Source organism: Labrys sp. LIt4 (assembly GCF_017813775.1).
In the GTDB taxonomy this organism is placed as follows: domain Bacteria; phylum Pseudomonadota; class Alphaproteobacteria; order Rhizobiales; family Labraceae; genus Labrys; species Labrys okinawensis_A.
On record NZ_JAGIPY010000001.1, the window covers coordinates 115,787 to 132,402 of the forward strand.

General features: G+C 64.1%; 14 protein-coding genes. 4 read left to right on the plus strand and 10 right to left on the minus strand.

Features of this window, described 5'->3' with window-relative positions; translation table 11 throughout:
- Positions 1 to 445 precede the first annotated feature (445 nt).
- Complete coding sequence (locus tag J8I29_RS00515; protein ID WP_209430257.1) at positions 446 to 1,354, plus strand: DMT family transporter; 909 nt, start codon at positions 446 to 448, stop codon at positions 1,352 to 1,354.
- Positions 1,355 to 1,373: 19 nt separating this feature from the next.
- Here J8I29_RS00515 and J8I29_RS00520 read toward each other — a convergent pair whose 3' ends face one another.
- From J8I29_RS00520 to J8I29_RS00530, 3 genes are all read right to left on the minus strand, one after another.
- On the minus strand, positions 1,374 to 2,261 hold the full coding sequence (locus tag J8I29_RS00520; protein WP_105864338.1) for a DMT family transporter: 888 nt from the start codon (positions 2,259 to 2,261) through the stop codon (positions 1,374 to 1,376).
- 344 nt (positions 2,262 to 2,605) lie between these two features.
- Positions 2,606 to 3,133, minus strand: a complete 528-nt coding sequence (locus J8I29_RS00525; RefSeq protein ID WP_105864339.1) for an SRPBCC family protein — start codon at positions 3,131 to 3,133, stop codon at positions 2,606 to 2,608.
- A gap of 113 nt (positions 3,134 to 3,246) precedes the next feature.
- The gene (locus J8I29_RS00530) at positions 3,247 to 3,594 is read right to left on the minus strand and encodes a metalloregulator ArsR/SmtB family transcription factor (RefSeq protein WP_105864340.1); all 348 of its coding nucleotides are present in this window, start codon (positions 3,592 to 3,594) and stop codon (positions 3,247 to 3,249) included.
- Positions 3,595 to 3,828: 234 nt separating this feature from the next.
- On the opposite strand from J8I29_RS00530, the gene J8I29_RS00535 reads away from it, so the two are divergent.
- On the plus strand, positions 3,829 to 4,806 hold the full coding sequence (locus J8I29_RS00535) for an L-carnitine dehydrogenase (protein WP_209430258.1): 978 nt from the start codon (positions 3,829 to 3,831) through the stop codon (positions 4,804 to 4,806).
- A gap of 94 nt (positions 4,807 to 4,900) precedes the next feature.
- Complete coding sequence (locus J8I29_RS00540; protein ID WP_105864342.1) at positions 4,901 to 5,365, plus strand: thioesterase family protein; 465 nt, start codon at positions 4,901 to 4,903, stop codon at positions 5,363 to 5,365.
- A 162-nt stretch (positions 5,366 to 5,527) separates the two neighbouring features.
- Here the strand turns inward: J8I29_RS00540 and J8I29_RS00545 are convergent, their stop codons facing one another.
- The 7 genes from J8I29_RS00545 to J8I29_RS00575 form a co-directional block, all read right to left on the minus strand.
- A complete protein-coding gene (locus J8I29_RS00545; RefSeq protein WP_209430259.1) occupies positions 5,528 to 6,568 on the minus strand; it encodes a DUF3445 domain-containing protein in 1,041 nt (346 codons plus the stop codon).
- Between the two features lie 92 nt (positions 6,569 to 6,660).
- Positions 6,661 to 7,626 carry a PDR/VanB family oxidoreductase gene (locus tag J8I29_RS00550; protein WP_209430260.1) on the minus strand — a complete coding sequence of 322 codons (966 nt, stop codon included), beginning with the start codon at positions 7,624 to 7,626 and terminating at the stop codon, positions 6,661 to 6,663.
- Positions 7,623 to 8,228, minus strand: coding sequence for a dimethylamine monooxygenase subunit DmmA family protein (locus J8I29_RS00555; RefSeq protein WP_105864345.1), 606 nt, complete (start codon positions 8,226 to 8,228; stop codon positions 7,623 to 7,625). The genes J8I29_RS00550 and J8I29_RS00555 overlap by 4 nt, the downstream gene beginning before the upstream one ends.
- Positions 8,229 to 8,431: 203 nt before the next feature.
- Positions 8,432 to 9,568 (minus strand): aminomethyltransferase family protein, encoded by a 1,137-nt coding sequence (locus tag J8I29_RS00560; protein ID WP_245196519.1) that lies wholly within the window; start codon positions 9,566 to 9,568, stop codon positions 8,432 to 8,434.
- A gap of 159 nt (positions 9,569 to 9,727) precedes the next feature.
- Positions 9,728 to 12,001: an aminomethyltransferase family protein gene (locus J8I29_RS00565; protein ID WP_280869546.1), complete on the minus strand. Its 2,274-nt coding sequence runs from the start codon at positions 11,999 to 12,001 to the stop codon at positions 9,728 to 9,730.
- 234 nt (positions 12,002 to 12,235) lie between these two features.
- Positions 12,236 to 12,772, minus strand: a complete 537-nt coding sequence (locus tag J8I29_RS00570) for a flavin reductase family protein (protein WP_105864347.1) — start codon at positions 12,770 to 12,772, stop codon at positions 12,236 to 12,238.
- Positions 12,773 to 12,933: 161 nt separating this feature from the next.
- The gene (locus J8I29_RS00575; protein ID WP_245196520.1) at positions 12,934 to 14,346 is read right to left on the minus strand and encodes an acyl-CoA dehydrogenase family protein; all 1,413 of its coding nucleotides are present in this window, start codon (positions 14,344 to 14,346) and stop codon (positions 12,934 to 12,936) included.
- 355 nt (positions 14,347 to 14,701) lie between these two features.
- Between J8I29_RS00575 and J8I29_RS00580 the strand changes: the two genes are divergently transcribed.
- Complete coding sequence (locus J8I29_RS00580; protein ID WP_105864348.1) at positions 14,702 to 16,414, plus strand: APC family permease; 1,713 nt, start codon at positions 14,702 to 14,704, stop codon at positions 16,412 to 16,414.
- Positions 16,415 to 16,616: the final 202 nt, after the last annotated feature.

Genomic DNA, 16,616 nt, shown 5'->3' on the forward strand with positions numbered 1-16,616 from the left:
CCTACAGCAAAGCGCGTTCAAGCGTGAACGCTTATTTGCTCTAACTCATTGTTATGACGCGTCTTTGCGATTCTAGGTGACTCCGTCTAATCGCAAAACGCTAGAGGCGTTAAGTTAGAGCGAATGAGGCGCGACAATACCCTCCCCTTGGGGAGGGTCGGCCTGAAAGGCCGGGGTGGGGTGAGGTGACTCAGCCCCTGATGACGAAAACAGTGAAGTCCTGTGAAGAAGTCATCCCACCCCGACGCTACGCGTCGACCCTCCCCATCGAGGGGAGGGTAAAGAACCAGTGCCTAGCAAAACTACCCTGTGCCCATGGAAAAGTCGTCCGCGCTTCCGAGAGTCTCATTTCCGGCTCGGATCAGCCAGAAATGTCGCGTTTGGACCATTCGATGTTCGCATTCCCGGCATTGTGGAGGTCCTTCGTCCTGGTTGCGTCCTCGTCATGTCTTCCCGCGGCTCCCACCTGTTCGGTGCGTTCCTCGCCCTTGCGGCCGGGACGGTGTTTTCGTTCGGCAGCATCACCATTCGCGAGTCGCCGCATCTGGACGCCGTTCAATATCTGATGTGGCGCAGCTTCGGCCTGCTGCCGCTCGTCGTCGGCGTGGCGCTGTTGCAGGGCAAGTCGCCGCTACGCCAGATGATCTCGGGTGGCTGGCTGGGCCTGGGCGGGGCGCTGTGCATGACGGTGATGGCGGATCTCTTCATCTTCGCCATGAAGACGACCACCATAGCCAATGCATTGCTGTTTTCGAGCGCGGCGCCGCTGATCGGCGCCATATTGGCCCGCCTGATCCTGAAGGAGCGCATCCTCGTCGCCACCTGGTGCGGCATTGCGATCGGAATCGCCGGCCTGCTGATCATGACCTGGGGGGAACTGGGCAGCGGCAATGCCATCGGCAATCTCGCCGCCTTCGGCGTGGGCTTTGCCTACGGCCTCTATTCCATCATTGCCCGGCTCGGGCGCGACAGGGACATGTCGGGTGTGGTGATGGGCTGGGCGGTGCTGACCATCATCACCTGCGGCGCCTTCATGGCGCTGAGGGGCATCACCATCGCCACGCCGATGCTGGAAAACACCTATGCCATGATCCATGGCGCCATCTTCATCGGCGGCGGCATGTATCTGCTCAATGCGGCGGCCCGGCATGTCGGGGCCGGGCAGCTTACCTTGCTGGCCCAGACCGAGATGATCCTCGGGCCGGTCTGGGTCTATCTCTTCTTCGGCGAGGTGCCGCGCCTGACCACCGTCCTGGGGGGCGCGGTGCTGCTCGTCGGTGTGCTCGTCGCAGCCCTCGGGCGCAGCTTCGCCCGCGAGGAGGAGCCGGAGGTGGCGGCGCGCGCCTCGGTGTGACCGGCAGGACTGTACGGGCTCAGGCCGACTTCAGGCGCCAGCCACCGAGAATGTGCCAGATCACGGCCGAGAGCACGATGGCGCCGCCGATGAGGGCGGCCGGGCCCGGATCCTCGGCGAAGATCAGATAGACCCACAGCGGCGCCAGCACCACGTCGAGCGTGGAGATCAGGCCGGATTCGGCGGCGGGAATCCGGCGTGCCCCGGCCAGGAACATGAAGAAGGCCAGGGGAATCGAGGTGAACGCGAACAGCGTCAGCACCACCCAGTCCTGCGCCGTGGCGGTGCCGGGCGAGGCGAAGGGCAGGCCCACCAGCGCCGTGAACAGGCAGCAGAACAAATTGACCGGCAGCATTTCCAGCCCCGGCCGGGCCCGCGCCACCACCGCCACGACGGCAAAGGAGGCAGCCATGCCGAGGGCCATGGCGTCGCCGAAGAGATGGCCGGAGCCGAAGGAGCCGCCCACCATCACGATGACGCCGACGAGTGCGCCGCCGGACGCGATCAGCGTGCGCCGGGAGACCCTTTCGCGCATGATCAGCCAGGCGAGGCCCGCCGCCAGGAAGGGCGTGGTGGCATAGATCACCGATACGTTGGCGATGGTGGTGTGGTAGAGCGCGCCGACATAGAACAGCATCGACAGCGAGGCGCAGGCCGCGATGACGAGGCCGAACCACCCGATCGAGCGGATCGCAGCCAGGCTGTCGGCGCGATGCACATAGACGAGACCGACCGCCATGTAGATTCCGCCGATCGCCGCGCGCAGCGACACGGTCGTCCAGGCATCCACCGTGAGCATGCGGGCGAAGATGCCGCTGATGCTCCAGGCGACGGCGGAAGCGAGGACGAGAAAAACACCGAGCCGATGAACGGAACGGGCGTCGGGCGAGGCGGTGATGGCGGACATCGGAGAACCGGAGGGTGGGAGGACGCAACTCACATGATTTTCAGCGGCACTCCCAACGGGCCGATGAAGGTGTGGTCAACCGCAATCTCCCTGTTTCCGATGCTTCGTTCAAGAGAGGAAAGCTATCTTGAACGACAAGAAGAACTTGATGGCGGCGGCGACACGCAGGCTGTTCTCCCTCTGTCTCGGCATTCTCCGACCGAGCTCCACGCGATTACGACATCGACAACTTCACCTATCCGATGGAGCGGCCGCAATCACTCGGGAGGCCATCCCGGACGCGGCGCAGCACTTCGCGCCGCGCACGGAATGACGCTCACTGGTCTTCGCGGATCATTCGTGGCTCAGCTCGCGCTCATCTTGCTCTCGTAATCGGCCTCGAGCCGGGTGTGCAGGCCCCAGAAGCTCGGCGGCGCGTGTCCGCCGAGGCGGGCGGCGAGAATGTCGAGATGGGTATGCCAGCCGGCGGCGACGCTGATCAGTTCGTCGCGCGTGAGGAGACGGCTATGGGTGATGGTGATATGGGTGCGCCCGAGTTCCGGCTTGAGGTCGATGCGCACCTGGGAGCCGTCCCCCCAGGCATATTCGATCAAAGTCGGCGGTTCGCACGCGATCACCCGTCCGTGCATCTCGACGGTGCCGTTCAGATGCACATATTTGGGGGGCGGCGGGTCGTCGGGTGAGGAGAGGTCGCCATTGCGGAAGACATGGTTGACCCGTCCGCCGGGCTGCAACTCCATCTCCCCGCCGGCCAGCCATTGCTGGCGCTTGTCGGCTTCGGTCAGGAAGGCCCAGACGCGTTCGATCTGTCCGGAAAGAACGCGTTCGATCCGCACGGTCTCGGTGTCGATGATCACGCCGTAGTCGGACATGGTTCAGCTCCCTAGAGTAAAGCGCGTTCATGAACGCTTGTTTTCTTTGACGCTTTGTTTCCACGCGTCTTTGCGAATCTACGGATTCCGGCAAATCGCGAGACGCTTCAGTCTCAGCTCTCTTGAGGATTGGCGATCGCATCCGCGATCAGCAAGGCATCAAGCGTATCGAGCCGCTGATTCCAGAGTTTTTCGTAGAAGCGCATCCATTCCAGGCCGGCATGCAGGGGGCGCGGGTTCAGCCGGCAGGTGTGGGTGCGTCCTTCTACACGGCGCTCCACCAGGCCGGCCTTCTCCAGTACCTTGATATGCTTGGAGGCGGCGGCCAGCGAGATGGCAAAGGGATGGGCGAGTTCGCCCACCTTGCGGGGCTCGGCGGCGAGGCTGCGCAGCATGGCCCGCCTGGTCGGATCGGCCAGGGCATGAAAGACGGCGTCGAGAGGATCCTGATATTCAACCATGTGGTTGAATATCAGCCTTAGTCGGGCAACTGTCAACCAGATGGTTGACTATGGTATCGGACGCGATTTCGAAGTTGGGTCCGATGCTCTGGTTTGCTGTTGCCCGAATGCCCGTGTCCGCTTTTCGGACGAGGCTCCATCTTTCCGTCGCGTTCGGCACCTGCGATGTCGCGCCATGCAAAGGCGTTTCCGGCAAGGCCTTGTCTATTCGCCACCAGCAAGAGGGAGAACTCCATGGCCGCAGCAGCCAAGACGTCCGCAATCAAGACATTTGCAATCGTCGGTACCGGCGTCATCGGTGCCGGCTGGGCGGCCCGGGCGCTCGCGCACGGCCTGGATGTCGTCGCCTACGATCCGGCGCCGGGCGCCGAGGAAAAGCTGCGCGCGGCCATCGACAATGCCTGGCCCGCCCTGGAGAAGCAGGGGCTCGCCGCCGGAGCGGACCGCAAGCGCCTCAGCTATGCCGGCTCGATCGCCGAAGCGGTGGCGAAGGCGGACTTCATCCAGGAGAACGCGCCGGAGCGAGAAGAACTCAAGCAGAACCTGCTGGCCGAGATCGATGCCGCCGCCAAGCCCGGCGCCATCATCGGCTCCTCCACCTCGGGCCTGCTGCCGAGCCGGCTGCAGGCCAAGATGGCCGACCCGACCCGGCTGGTGGTGGGTCATCCCTTCAATCCGGTCTATCTCCTGCCCTTGGTGGAAGTGCTCGGCGGCGAGAAGACGTCGGCGGAGACGGTCGAGGCCGCCAAGGCTTTCTACACCGCGATCGGCATGCGCCCTTTGCATATCAGGGTGGAGATCGAAGGCTTCATCGCGGACCGGCTGATGGAGGCGCTCTGGCGGGAGGCGCTCTGGCTGGTCAATGACGGGGTCGCCACCACCGAGGAGGTCGATGCGGCCGTGGTCTATGGCTGCGGCCTGCGCTGGTCGCTGATGGGCACCTTCCTCACTTTCCACCTCGCCGGCGGCGAGGGCGGCATGCGTCACATGCTGCACCAGTTCGGCCCGGCCCTGAAGCTGCCCTGGACCAAGCTGGTCGCTCCGGAACTCACGGAGGAACTGATCGACCGTGTCGCCGATGGCTGCGAGCACCAGGCTGCCGGCCGCTCGATCAAGGCGCTGGAGCGCCGCCGCGACGACTTCCTGATCGAGGTGATGGCGCTGGCCAGGAAGTACTGGCCGGAGGCCGAGGGGCTGGAGGGGCGGATTTGAGTTTCCGGGTGCGCGGACGTCTCGTCCGCTCTTGGAAGCGGAAAGTTGGTTAGCATGAAGAGCGGACGAGACATCCGCGCACCCGGAGACAGTCATGCACCTTCTCGACGAAACCGTTCGCCCGGAATGGATCGACTATAACGGCCATCTCTATGACGGTTACTACGCGGTGATCTTCGCCAAGGCCGTGGACGAGTTCCTTCCACGCGTCGGCCTGACGCCGGCGGTGCGCGAGACGACGCGCCACACCATCTACACCATGGAGACCCATGTCCGCTTCCTGTGGGAGGTCAAGCTCGGCACGCCCGTCTCGGTGACCTGCCAGGTGCTGGACCTCGACGCCAAGCGCGTCCGCATCTTCCTCAGCATGTACGACAAGGTGCGCAACCTCGTGGTGGCGACCTCCGAGCAGCTCCTGATGTCGATCGACCAGACCGATCAGCCCCATGCGGCGTCCTGGCTGCCGCAGAGCGCGGCGATCCTGGAGGCCCTGCTGAAGGAACATGCCAACCTGCCGACGCCGAAGGATGCCGGGCGCAGCATCGCGATCAAGCGGTAAGCGACGGGACTGCTCTTGAAGTCAAGAGGCGGACGGGACGTCCGCGGTCCCAGCCGCGCTGTTTCCTGCCCGACCTCGGCAAGGTTCGTGCTGGAATCGCCCAGGCTGGGACCGCGGACATCTTGTCCGCCTCTTTCTGTCCTGTGAGCGCGGTGCTCTGCCTCAATCCGGCCAGCCGCCGGGGCTGGTCTCGGCGCCGTCGTCATACTTCGACAGCCACTCCACCGCCGTGTCGCGGAAACGGCTGAGGCCCTTGTAGTCGACCAGTTCGGGCGGCAAGGTCTGCAGCACGCGGTGCAGGCGCCGGCCCCATTTGGGCACGGTCACCAGTTCCTCCAGCTTGATCAGGTAACAGCGGATCGGGAAGACGATGGCGTTGGAGCGCGGCAGGCGGAAGAAGCTCTGCAGCTCCACGCGCAGATGCAGCTTGTTGCCGATATTCTCCAGCGTCAGCGTGGTGCGGTCCTTGCCCCATTTGTGATAGTTCTCGGGCGAGGTATCGAGCCGCGGATTGACCGTCATCGTCCAGTTCAGCCGCCGCGTGGGCGAGCCCTGGCGTAGGTTCAGCATGAATTTGAGGGCGCGCTCGAACACGCCGAGCTGATGGGCCAGCGGCACCGGGCCATGCCATTCCATGAAGTTCATGCCGATGTCGAAATCGAGCGACCAGTCGGCCTGCGTGGTGACGATGCCGGCATCCATCCACAGATTGCCGTCGCGCTGGTCGAGCAGGCAGAAATCGCCCTGGGCCTGGCGGGTGATATATTCCATCGGCCCATAGGGCAGGGTGGCGATGTCGCCGAAGGTGAAGCGGTCGTCGATATCAAGGGGACGGTTGATCCAGTGCCACTGGTCGCCGTTCCGCTCGAGCGTGAAATGCTCGGGATAGGAGGTCGACATGCTCTCCATCAGCAGTTCCAACAGGTCCCAGCCCGCCAGCGTCATGTGCGGCAGGGACTGGCAGCGCAGCGGATCTTCCTTCAGCACCAGCGCCCGGTCGGCCATCTCGGAAACGTAGTGCTCGTCGACGTCGATCGGATGCTCGAAGACCGAACCCTTCGGGCCTGCCGTATGCGGTTCGATATTGACCGCATACATGTAGGTGTCCTTGTCGAAGGGGAAGGGAAAGCGGCGGATCGCGGTTTCCGAATTGCGGAAGGTGAAGTCGTCGCGGAAGGTTTCCTGGCGGAATTGGATGCCCATGGGGATGTCCTTTCCTGGGACCGCCGGCTTTCAGCCGGCTCTTGAAACGGAAGGTTTGGGAAGAGCCGGCTGAAAGCCGGCGGTCCCGGGGATTACAGATCCAAGACCAGCTCCCGGCCCTCGAAGCGCGAGACGCAGGGCATGACCTTGGTGCCGGAGGCCTTGTCGGCTTCCGAGAGGTAATGGTCGTTGTGCAGGAGCGTGCCGTCGCAGGAGAGCACCCGCGTCTCGCATTGGCCGCAGGCGCCCCCGCGGCACAGATAGGGCGCGTCGACGCCGGCAGCCTCGATCGCCTCCAGCATGCTCTGGTGCGGCCCGACCTGGGCCCGCTTGCCCGATTGGGCCAGGGTGATCTCGTAGGGCTTGCCGGAGGCCGGGGCGAGGAATTGCTCGTTGTGCAGGTTCTGCTCGGGCCAGCCTTCATTGCGGGCGGTGTCGAGCACCCATCTGATCATGCCGCCGGGCCCGCAGACATAAAGATGCGTACCGAGGGGCTGGCGGGCGAGCAGGTCGACCAGCGGGATCGCCTCGCCCTTGGCGTCGCGATAGATGTGGACCCGGCGGCCATAGCGCTCGGCCAGATGGGCGAGATAGGCGCCGTGCTCGTCCGAGCGCACGGCGTAATGCAGCTCGAAGGGGCGGTCCTCGTCGGAAAGCTGCGCCATCATCGCCATGAAGGGCGTGATGCCGATGCCGCCGGCAAAGAGCAGGTGCTTCCTGGCGCGCTGGTCTGGCGGGAAGAGATTGACCGGATGGCTGATGCGGATGATGTCGCCGGGCCGGACCCTGCCGTGCAGGAAGAGCGAACCGCCGCGGCCATTGTCGTCGCGCCTGACGCTGATGGTGTAGCAGGCCGTGTCGCCCGGGCGGCTCATCAGCGAATAGGGGTTGCGCCTGAGCGTGGCGCCGTCTTCCATCTCCACCACGACATGGGCGCCGCCCGAGAAATTGGGCAGGGGCGAGCCGTCGACGGGCTTGAAATGGAAGCGCTTGATCTCGGGCGTGACCTGGTGGATCTCGCTGACGCGCACCTCGATTTTCGGGGTCTTGTCACTCATGGAAAGGCCTCCTCGGTCGGCGGAACGACGCCGGGCTCTTCGGCGTCGATGCACACGCCCTGGAATGCGGCGATGCGGCGCGAATAATGGTCGCGCACCAGCAGGGTCAGGCCGCAATGGGCACATTTGACCGGCTGCGTGCGCACATGCTCGGTGATGCCCTTGCAATGCACGCATTGCACCCGGCGTTCCTGCGAGCCGCGATGCTCGGTCTGGATGGAGAGATGGTCGACGCCGGCTTCGATCGCAAGCTTCATGGCCTGGCCGATCAGTCCTTCCGTGCCGGCCAGATAGATCTGAGTGCCCATATGGGCGGTCGCCAGCGTCTGGGCCAGGCGCGGCAGGGCGGCGGCGATGCTCGGGCCCTCATAGTACATGTCGGGGCCGAGTGCCCTGAGCGCCTCGCCCAGATTCTTGGGAGCGGCTCCGCCGGGCACATAGATGATGTGGGCCCTGTCGAGGAAGGCGTTGTCGGCCGTCTTGGCCGCGTCGAGGATCGCCTGGCCACCCTCGGCATCCGCCACGAACAGGTGCCGCTTGGCGCCGGGGCGGATGGCAAGCGTGCCATAGACAGGACGGCTCTTGATGCCGGATACGAGCATGGTTCTTGCAAGTCTCCCAAATGGTGGCGGTCCGGCTATACCCTCCCCTCGACGGGGAGGGTCGGCCTGAAAGGCCGGGGTGGGGTGGAAAGCGCTACGAGGACTAATGAAGGCGCGATTTCGCAAAACGGGTAAATCTCGCGCAACCACCCCACCCCGACGCTACGCGTCGACCCTCCCCATCGAGGGGAGGGTAGCCCGCGTCACGCCGCCGTACGCTTCTTCTTCTCCGGATCGTCGAAGGTGATGGTGTGGGCGATCGCCGGGCATTGCACGTTCTTGCCCTTGACCTCGAGCTTGGTGCCCTGCTTGGCGACGTCGACATCCATGCGGGCGATCGCCATGGAGCGGTTCGTCAGGCGCGAATACATGCCGCAGGTGACCACGCCGACCTTCTTGCCGTTCGCCCACAGTTCGTCGCCGGCGTCGAGGATCTTGTCGGTGTCGGCGAGGACGCCGAAGATCTTGAAGCGCTCCTTGCCCTTGAGGCGGTAGTGCTCCTCGGCGCCGCGGAAGCCGGTCTTGCCGGGCGAGACGGTGAAGGTGAGGCCGAGTTCCCACAGCGTGTCGCCGGGGCCCTCGTTTTCGAAGGGATACATCTGCGAATTGTCATAGGGATAGAACAGCAGATAGCTCTCCACCCTGAGCCAGTCGAGCGCGGTGAAGGAGGCGGGCACGATGCCCATGCGCTTGCCTTCCTTCAGGATGGTGTCCCAGATCTCCACGGCGTCCTCTGCCTTGCAGAAGATCTCGTAGCCGCGCTCGCCGGTATAGCCGGTGCGCGAGATCATCACCGGCTTGCCGAACAGCGTTGTCTGCATGTGGTGGAAATATTTGAGATCCTTGATGCCTGGCACGTGCTTGGCAAGGTATTTCACCGCCAGCGGGCCCTGCAGCGACAGGTCCTGCAGATCGTCGTCGAAGAGAACGGCGACGTTCTTGCCGACGGCATCGCGGGCCATGTCCTCGAAGCCGGTGCCGGAGCCATAGACCGTCATCCAGCTGTTTGGGCCGGTGCGATAGAGGATGCAGTCGTCGGTGAACTTGCCGGCGTCGTTGAGCACGCAGGCATAGGCCGACTTGCCGGGCACGATCTTGCGCACGTCGCGCGTGGTCAGGCGCTGCAGCACCTGGTGGGAATGCGGGCCGACCAGATGGGCCTTGCGCAGGCCGGATACGTCCATCAGCGCCGCCTTGGTGCGGATCGCCTCATGCTCGTCGGCGAGGTCCGACTTGGTATAGGTCCAGGCCGTCTCCATCCCGTTCCAGTCTTCCAGGGTGGAGCCGAGGGCTCGGTGACGGGCTGCGAGCGGCGAACGCCGCCAGGACATGACACTCATGGATGTTCCCTTCTATGGTTTGTCATCCCGTGCTCGTCGCAGCATGAAGTGGTGCGTTGCAGACACAGGACCGTTTGGTTGTCGTGATGCCTTCTTCTTGTCGCGGCCCCGCATCTGCGGAGCAGCATTGCTTGCTGCACCGCGTGCGGGATGACCGCGTTACATCCTCACCCTCGTCTTGTCGGGGTCGTAATGGGCGAAGCGTACGACCTTGGCCTTGAGGCGCTTCTGGTGACCGTCGAGCTTGCCGATTTCGAGTTCGGTGCCGATCTCGCTAGAGCCGATATCGACGCGGGCGAGGGCGATGGTCTTGTCGAGGATAGGCGAACGCATGCCCGACGTGACCACGCCGATGCGGGCGCGCCCGGCATAGACATGATCGCCGTGATGGGCGGTCTCGCGGCCCTCAATCTCCAGGCCGACCAGCTTGCGCTGGGGCTCGGCCTTGCGCTTGACCAGGGCCTCCCTGCCGACGAAGTCCCCCTTCTTGGAGACCAGCGGCACGGTGAAGGCGATGCCGGCCTCGAACGGATCGGTCTCGTCGGAAAATTCGTAATGGGCGAAGATCAGCCCCGCCTCGATGCGCAGCATGTCGAGCGCTTCCAGGCCCATGGGCACCACGCCCAGCGGCTTGCCGGCCTTGAAGACGGCATCCCAGAGAGCCTCGCCATCGCGGGGGTGGCAGAAGATCTCGTAGCCGAGTTCGCCGGTATAGCCGGTGCGCGAAACCACCACGGCCGGTCCCTGGGCATGGCCGAGGCGGCCGACGGTGGAGCGGAACACGCCGATCTCGTTGGCAGCCGGCTGGGCCGGCGGGGTCCAGATGATCTTGGCGATGAGGTCACGGCTCCTGGGGCCCTGCACGGCTAGATTGTGGAGCTGGTCGGTCGAGGAGCGGATCCAGACCTTGAAGCCCTTCTCCTCGGCGAGCTGACGCAGATGCACGCCAACATAGGGATCTCCGCAGACGAGGCGGAACTGCTGCGGCCCCAGGCGGAAGACGGTGCCGTCATCCAGCATGCCGCCATGCGGATAGCAGATGGCGGTGTAGACGACCTGGCCGACCGAAAGCTTGGTGATGTCGCGCGTCACGGCATAGTCGAGCAGCGCCTCGGCATCGGGGCCGAGCACCTCGAACTTGCGCAGGGCGGAGAGATCGATCACCGCCACCTTTTCGCGGCAGGCCCAATATTCGGCCACCGCGCCGTCGGCGAGGAAGGAATTGGCAAGCCAATAGCCGCGATATTCGACCATGCGGCGCGAAAGAGGAGCGACCTTCGAATGGAACGCCGTCTCCTTGGTGAAGACCGGAGGGGAATCGGGTGTCATGCGCGTAGCGATCGCCTTGGGGAATTCGTGATGCGCGTCATAGACGCGGACCTGGATGTCGGTGGGATCCCAGCCATTGGCCGGATCGATGTCGTCGGCACAGGAGGAGGCGGCGCAGGTGAGGTCGATCAGGGCTCGCAGGAGCACATAGTCGCCCGGGCGCGACCAGGGCTCGTCGGCGCTGATGGTGCCGTCATGGTTGACCTGGGTGTTGAAGAAGAAGTTGATCGCCGGCCAGCCGGGACGCGGGGCGATGCCGTCCTGCGCCAGCACCTTGTTGAAGTTCTCCGAGCAGGAATCATGGCCCGGATAACCCATGTCGTCGTAATATTTCATGGTGCAGGCGAGGCCGAAAGTGTCGTGCCGCCCGCAGGTATCCTGCACCACCTCCACCGTGGCGCGCATGCGCTGGTCGAAGAATTTCGAAAACAGCCCGGGCCCCGGATAGGCGCGGCCCATCAAAGTGCGGGTGGCGGTGGCGTCGAGGCCGCATTCGATGCCCTGCTTGAGCAGTTCGCTGTCGAAGGCGAGGAAATCCGAGCATTGGCGCCCGTCGATGTCCATGATCTGGATGTATTGGCCGGCCTTGACCTCGAAGCGCTCGGCGGTCGCGGCCTTGACGCGGAAATCCTGGATGGGCGTGGCCAGAGGCGGTGCCGGCTGGCCCCGCGGTGCGCGGTTCGCCGGCTCGTCGCTGCGGGCGATCTCCAGGTGGAAGTCGGTGGCGGGCACCACCGCATCCGCCGTCGAATTGCCGGCCGGCACGATGAGCACGCAGGTCATGTCCCGCTCGGCCGACAGCGACAGGGCCTCACCAGCCGGGGCATCGGGTCCCGAGATCAGGATGCCGCTGGCGCTGGCCAGATCCCGGCCGGCGAGCTGGTGATGGGTGGCGGCGGCATTCTCATTGGCCGCGATCAGCCCGGCCAGCGCTTCGCGCGGAGCGGCTGGATGGCCAGATGGCAGGCTCTCCTGCGCCGCGAAGGCGTAGAGCAGAGCATTCTGGCCACCTTCCAGATCGGTCAAGCGCAGGCGGTCGCCCTTGCCGAGGGCGAAGACCTGGCTCGATCCGCCGGCGACACGAAGCATTTCGGCTTCAGGCATGATGGGGCCTCGTTGCATAGGAGGAGGAGACTTCAAAGCAGGCGAAGGCAGTGCTGCCCCTCACCCATGCCCTTTCCCCGTCAGAACGGGGCGAGCGGGAGGTCGGCGTTTGCGCGAGATAACAACGGCTGCAGAAGAGGTGCGACGAAAAAGTCCCCCTCGTCCCGTCTACGGGGAGAGGGCAAGGGCGAGGGGCGGCGCAACAGCTGGCGAGATGCCCAACGCCATTCCCCCTCACTCGGCTTCCTCGCCCAGCACCCGGTAGCGGCCGCCGAAGAAGAGCAGCGGCTCGCCCTCGACATTGTGCTCCATGTCGACCACCCGGCCGACGATGATGCGATGGTCGCCACCCTCGTACTGGGCATGATGCAGGCAGTCGAAGGCCGCCATGGTCTCGGGCAGGATCGGTGCTCCGAAGCGCCCGGCCGTATAGGCCACGCCCGACCACTTGTCCTGGCTCTGCCGCGCGAAGCGGGAGGAGAGGGCGCGCTGCTCCTTGCGCAAGACGTTCACGCAGAAGCCCGGCGCTTCCAGGAAGGCCGACAGGCTGCGTGCCGTGTTGGCGATCGAGAACAGCACCAGCGGCGGATCGAGCGAAACCGAGGAGAACGAATTGGCGGTGATGCCGATCAGCCCGGCGGTCGGATGGGCGGCGGTCACCACGGTGACGCCGGTGGCGAACAGGCCGAGCGCCCCGCGAAAGCGCAGGGGATCGATGGTTTCCGGGACGATATCCGCCTTCGCCGGCTTTGTTGCAGAACCCTGGACCATCGTGCCTCATACCCTTACCGACGTCGGCGCTTGCGCTCCGACCCCGGTATATCCCGGATTCGCGTGAATCCGGGAGGTGGTCGGAAACCATAGTGGCCTCGTCGATGCGGAAACCGGAATGGACCGCATGTCCTGCCGAGGATTGCGTCGCCGGCCGCATCTTACGCCGTCTTCCGAATGGCAGGGGGATTGATTTCGGCCAAAAGCCGCTCCGCCAGAGCGCGCTTGGCGTCCACATCCATCTTCTTGATCTCGTTGTTGAGAACGCGCTCGTTGATCGAGGTGTTCCAATAATCGACCGCCTCGAAGCCGAGCAGCGAGGTCTTGCCGACGAATTGCCGCAGCACCTCGTTGGTGGGGCCCATCACCCAGCCGGCCTTGGCATCGCGCAGATAGCGCTCGATCTGCAGCTCCGGCTTGTAACCGGTGCCGCCGCAGGCATGCAGCATCTTGTCGGAGACCGCGGCGACGTTCTTGGCGGCAGCGAATTTCAGCTGCCACAGCCAGTGCAGCAGGCCGGCGCGCGGCAGGAAGGAGACGTCGTTCTTGTGGATCGACCAGTCATTGTTGCCGGTGGCGTCGTCCAGCGCCTTGGCGATGAGGAAATCCATCGAGCGCACCACATTGGTGTCGATGATCGCCTCGCCGACATAGTCCTGGATGGTGGCATAGTCGGCCACCCGCATGCCGACATCCTTGTGGGTCTTCTTGGTGGTGTGCGCCTTGGCAATGTCGATCATGCCCATGGCGATGCCGCTCCAGCAGGCCGAGGAGCACAGCAGGAAGAAGGGATCGACCACCTCGTCGTTGGAACGGGCGCCATCCCCGACCGGGCCGACCAGGCGGTTGCGCGGCACCACCTTGTTGACCTCCAGCGGGCCGGACTGGTTGCCGCGCAGGCCAAGGCCGTTCCAGCTGCCCGGATCGCTGGTGATTTCGTCGCCGAGGATCAAGAAGCAGGAAAGATCGGCGTAGTTGCCGTTGAAATTGGGAGAGGTCGTCTGCACGATGTACCAGTCGGCAAAGCCGCCGGAGGTGGTCCAGGACGCCTTCTTGCGGACGTGCCAGCCCTCCTTGGTCTCCTCGGCGCCCGAGGAGATCGGATACCAGAAATGCGAACCGGTCTCCGGATCGGAATAGGAGAGGGTGCCGATCAGGCAATCCTTGTCGAGACGGCGCAGAATGTCCTTCAGGGCCGCATTGTCGTGGTGGCGCAGCAGGGCTGCGGCGACGGCGCCGGTATGCATGGTGTAGCACATGGCCGTGGAAGCGCAGCCATAGCGGGCAATGGTCTCCACCACCATGGCGACGCAGACGTGATTCTCGCCCTGGCCCCCGAGCTCCCGAGGAACGATCAGGCCCAGAAAGCCGTGTTCGGCCAGGATCTGGAAATTCTTGCGCGGATACGCACGGTTCCTGTCGCTCTCGACGGCGTTGGCGCGCATCTCCGTCTGGCACAGCTCTATCAGCTTGGCCTGCAAGGCCTTCTGGCGGTCGGTCAGCATCCATTGCGGATCCCACTCGAAACCGAGGCCCCAGAACGGCTCATTCCCCCACATCTTGCGTGACGACATACGGGCATCCTTCGAATGGTTCGTCCCGTGCATTTTGCCTGCGCGGTGACGTCTGAAGTTTCCAGAGAAGAAACAAGTTTGTCCAGCAGGAAATTTTGTCAGCTTGAATTCTTTTTGCGAAGCGGCTGCCTACCTCTCTCAGTCCGCTCGTAGAATTGCTCAAAAAACAGGCAGAAAACCGTCATTTTACGGGGAACCGCCAAAAACTAAAGGTTGACGCTTCCTGAGAGTGTGTCAATCTTCACTCATAGGAAAAAAGAGAGACGGTGGGTAAAGACGAGAGCCGCCATGGAACTCTCGCGGCCCATACCGCCCCCAAAGCATCCAGTGCAGTCGATCAGATCCGGGGAACACAATGACGGCGACAACTGACGTAAACGCGAGCGCAGGTGGCGAGAGCCAGTTGCTGCGCCATATCGATTGGCGGGGAGCCTTCTGGGTGGCAAGCGGCGTGCCGCCGCTCGTGCTGTTCTCGATCGGAGGCATCGCCGGAACCACCGGCACGCCCGCCTTCCTGATCTGGACAGCGTCCATGATCATGGGCTTCATCCAGTCCTTCACCTATGCGGAGATCGCCGGCCTGTTTCCCAACAAATCTGGCGGCTCTTCCGTCTATGGCGCCACGGCCTGGCTGCGTTACTCCAAGTTCATCGCGCCGTTGTCGGTCTGGTGCAATTGGTTCGCCTGGTCGCCGGTGCTGTCACTCGGCTGTTCCATCGCTGCCGGCTACATTCTCAATGCGCTCTTTCCAATCCCCGTCTTCACGGATAGTTCGCCCGAAGTCGCGGCCTATATCGCGGCTCATGCCGGCACCGCCCCGGCTGACGCGATCGCGGCGGTAACGGCAGCGGCGACACCGGCGATACGGACCTGGACGCTGTTCAGCCACACCTTTCCGCTTTTCGGTTTCTCCCTCAACTCGGTGTTCTTCATCGGCGCCGCGCTGATGCTCCTGACCTTCGCGATCCAGCATCGCGGCATCCTCGGCACCGCCAACACCCAGAAGATCATCGGCCTGATCGTCATCATCCCGATGCTGATCGTCGGCATCGTGCCGATCATCACCGGGCAGATCAACTGGGCGAATTACTCCCCGCTGGTGCCGCTCGCCACCGCCTATGCGCCGGCGCCCGGCAGTTGGAACGTCGCGGGCTGGACCCTGGTGCTCGGCGGCATGTTCATTGCCGCCTGGTCGACCTACGGGTTCGAGACGGCCGTCTGCTACACCAGCGAGTTCAAGGATCCCGGCCGGGATACCTTCAAGGCCATCTTCTATTCCGGCCTTTTGTGCATGCTGCTCTTCATTCTGGTGCCTTTCACCTTCCAGGGCGTGCTCGGATTGAACGGCATGCTGGCGACCCCCATCGTGGACGGGTCGGGCGTAGCGGCGGCCATGGCCGACATGGTGCATGGCGGCGCCATCATCAGCCAGTTGCTGGTCATGCTGATGATCCTGGCGCTGATCCTGGCCATCATGACCGCGATGGCCGGTTCCTCCCGCACCCTCTACCAGGGCTCGGTGGATGGCTGGCTCCCCAAATATCTGAGCTATGTGAACTCGCACGGCGCCCCGACGCGGGCGATGTGGACCGACCTCATCTTCAACCTGATGCTGCTCGCCATCGCCTCGGCGGACGCCACGAGCTTCTTCTTCATCCTGGCCGTGTCGAATTGCGGCTACATCATCTTCAACTTCCTCAACCTCAACGCCGGCTGGATCCATCGTATCGACAACGGTCACATCAACAGGCCCTGGAAGGCGCCGACCTTCGTCATCGCCATTGGCGCCATCTTTGCCTATGTGAACGCCATGTTCATGGGGGCGGGCGCCAAGGTCTGGAACCCGCTGGCGCTGTGGGCAGGCCTCTTCACCGCCGCCCTCATCATCCCGGTGTTCTGCTACCGGCACTACATCCAGGACGGCGGCAAGTTCCCGGAGCATATGCTGGACGATCTCGGCCTCAAATCCGCCGACCTGCAGCAGAAGAAGGCGGGCATCCTGCCCTACCTCACCCTCGCGGCCGGCCTGGCCGTGGTGCTGCTGGCGAACTGGTACTTCGTCCTCTGACAAGCCATGCAGGCTTGACGTGAACGGGGCGCTTCGGCGCCCCGTTTTGCGTGATGCGCTGCCGGGAAGGGGCCGCTCTCGGACAGGCCGGCCTTGCAGAGCCCCGGTATCAGATCAGAGCGCGGCCAAGCTCCCTGCCGTTTGTCGGAAGTGGCCCTGGCCTGGCCGGCTCAACCGGTTTATGAGCGCTGCTGCATCGTGC

Excerpts from the sequence above, each read along its gene's own strand:
- J8I29_RS00515 (WP_209430257.1), top strand. The coding sequence starts at position 446 with ATGTCTTCCCGCGGCTCCCACCTGTTCGGTGCGTTCCTCGCCCTTGCG.
- J8I29_RS00520 (WP_105864338.1), bottom strand. The coding sequence starts at position 2,261 with ATGTCCGCCATCACCGCCTCGCCCGACGCCCGTTCCGTTCATCGGCTC.
- J8I29_RS00525 (WP_105864339.1), bottom strand. The coding sequence starts at position 3,133 with ATGTCCGACTACGGCGTGATCATCGACACCGAGACCGTGCGGATCGAA.
- J8I29_RS00530 (WP_105864340.1), bottom strand. The coding sequence starts at position 3,594 with ATGGTTGAATATCAGGATCCTCTCGACGCCGTCTTTCATGCCCTGGCC.
- J8I29_RS00535 (WP_209430258.1), top strand. The coding sequence starts at position 3,829 with ATGGCCGCAGCAGCCAAGACGTCCGCAATCAAGACATTTGCAATCGTC.
- J8I29_RS00540 (WP_105864342.1), top strand. The coding sequence starts at position 4,901 with ATGCACCTTCTCGACGAAACCGTTCGCCCGGAATGGATCGACTATAAC.
- J8I29_RS00545 (WP_209430259.1), bottom strand. The coding sequence starts at position 6,568 with ATGGGCATCCAATTCCGCCAGGAAACCTTCCGCGACGACTTCACCTTC.
- J8I29_RS00550 (WP_209430260.1), bottom strand. The coding sequence starts at position 7,626 with ATGAGTGACAAGACCCCGAAAATCGAGGTGCGCGTCAGCGAGATCCAC.
- J8I29_RS00555 (WP_105864345.1), bottom strand. The coding sequence starts at position 8,228 with ATGCTCGTATCCGGCATCAAGAGCCGTCCTGTCTATGGCACGCTTGCC.
- J8I29_RS00560 (WP_245196519.1), bottom strand. The coding sequence starts at position 9,568 with ATGAGTGTCATGTCCTGGCGGCGTTCGCCGCTCGCAGCCCGTCACCGA.
- J8I29_RS00565 (WP_280869546.1), bottom strand. The coding sequence starts at position 12,001 with ATGCCTGAAGCCGAAATGCTTCGTGTCGCCGGCGGATCGAGCCAGGTC.
- J8I29_RS00570 (WP_105864347.1), bottom strand. The coding sequence starts at position 12,772 with ATGGTCCAGGGTTCTGCAACAAAGCCGGCGAAGGCGGATATCGTCCCG.
- J8I29_RS00575 (WP_245196520.1), bottom strand. The coding sequence starts at position 14,346 with ATGTCGTCACGCAAGATGTGGGGGAATGAGCCGTTCTGGGGCCTCGGT.
- J8I29_RS00580 (WP_105864348.1), top strand. The coding sequence starts at position 14,702 with ATGACGGCGACAACTGACGTAAACGCGAGCGCAGGTGGCGAGAGCCAG.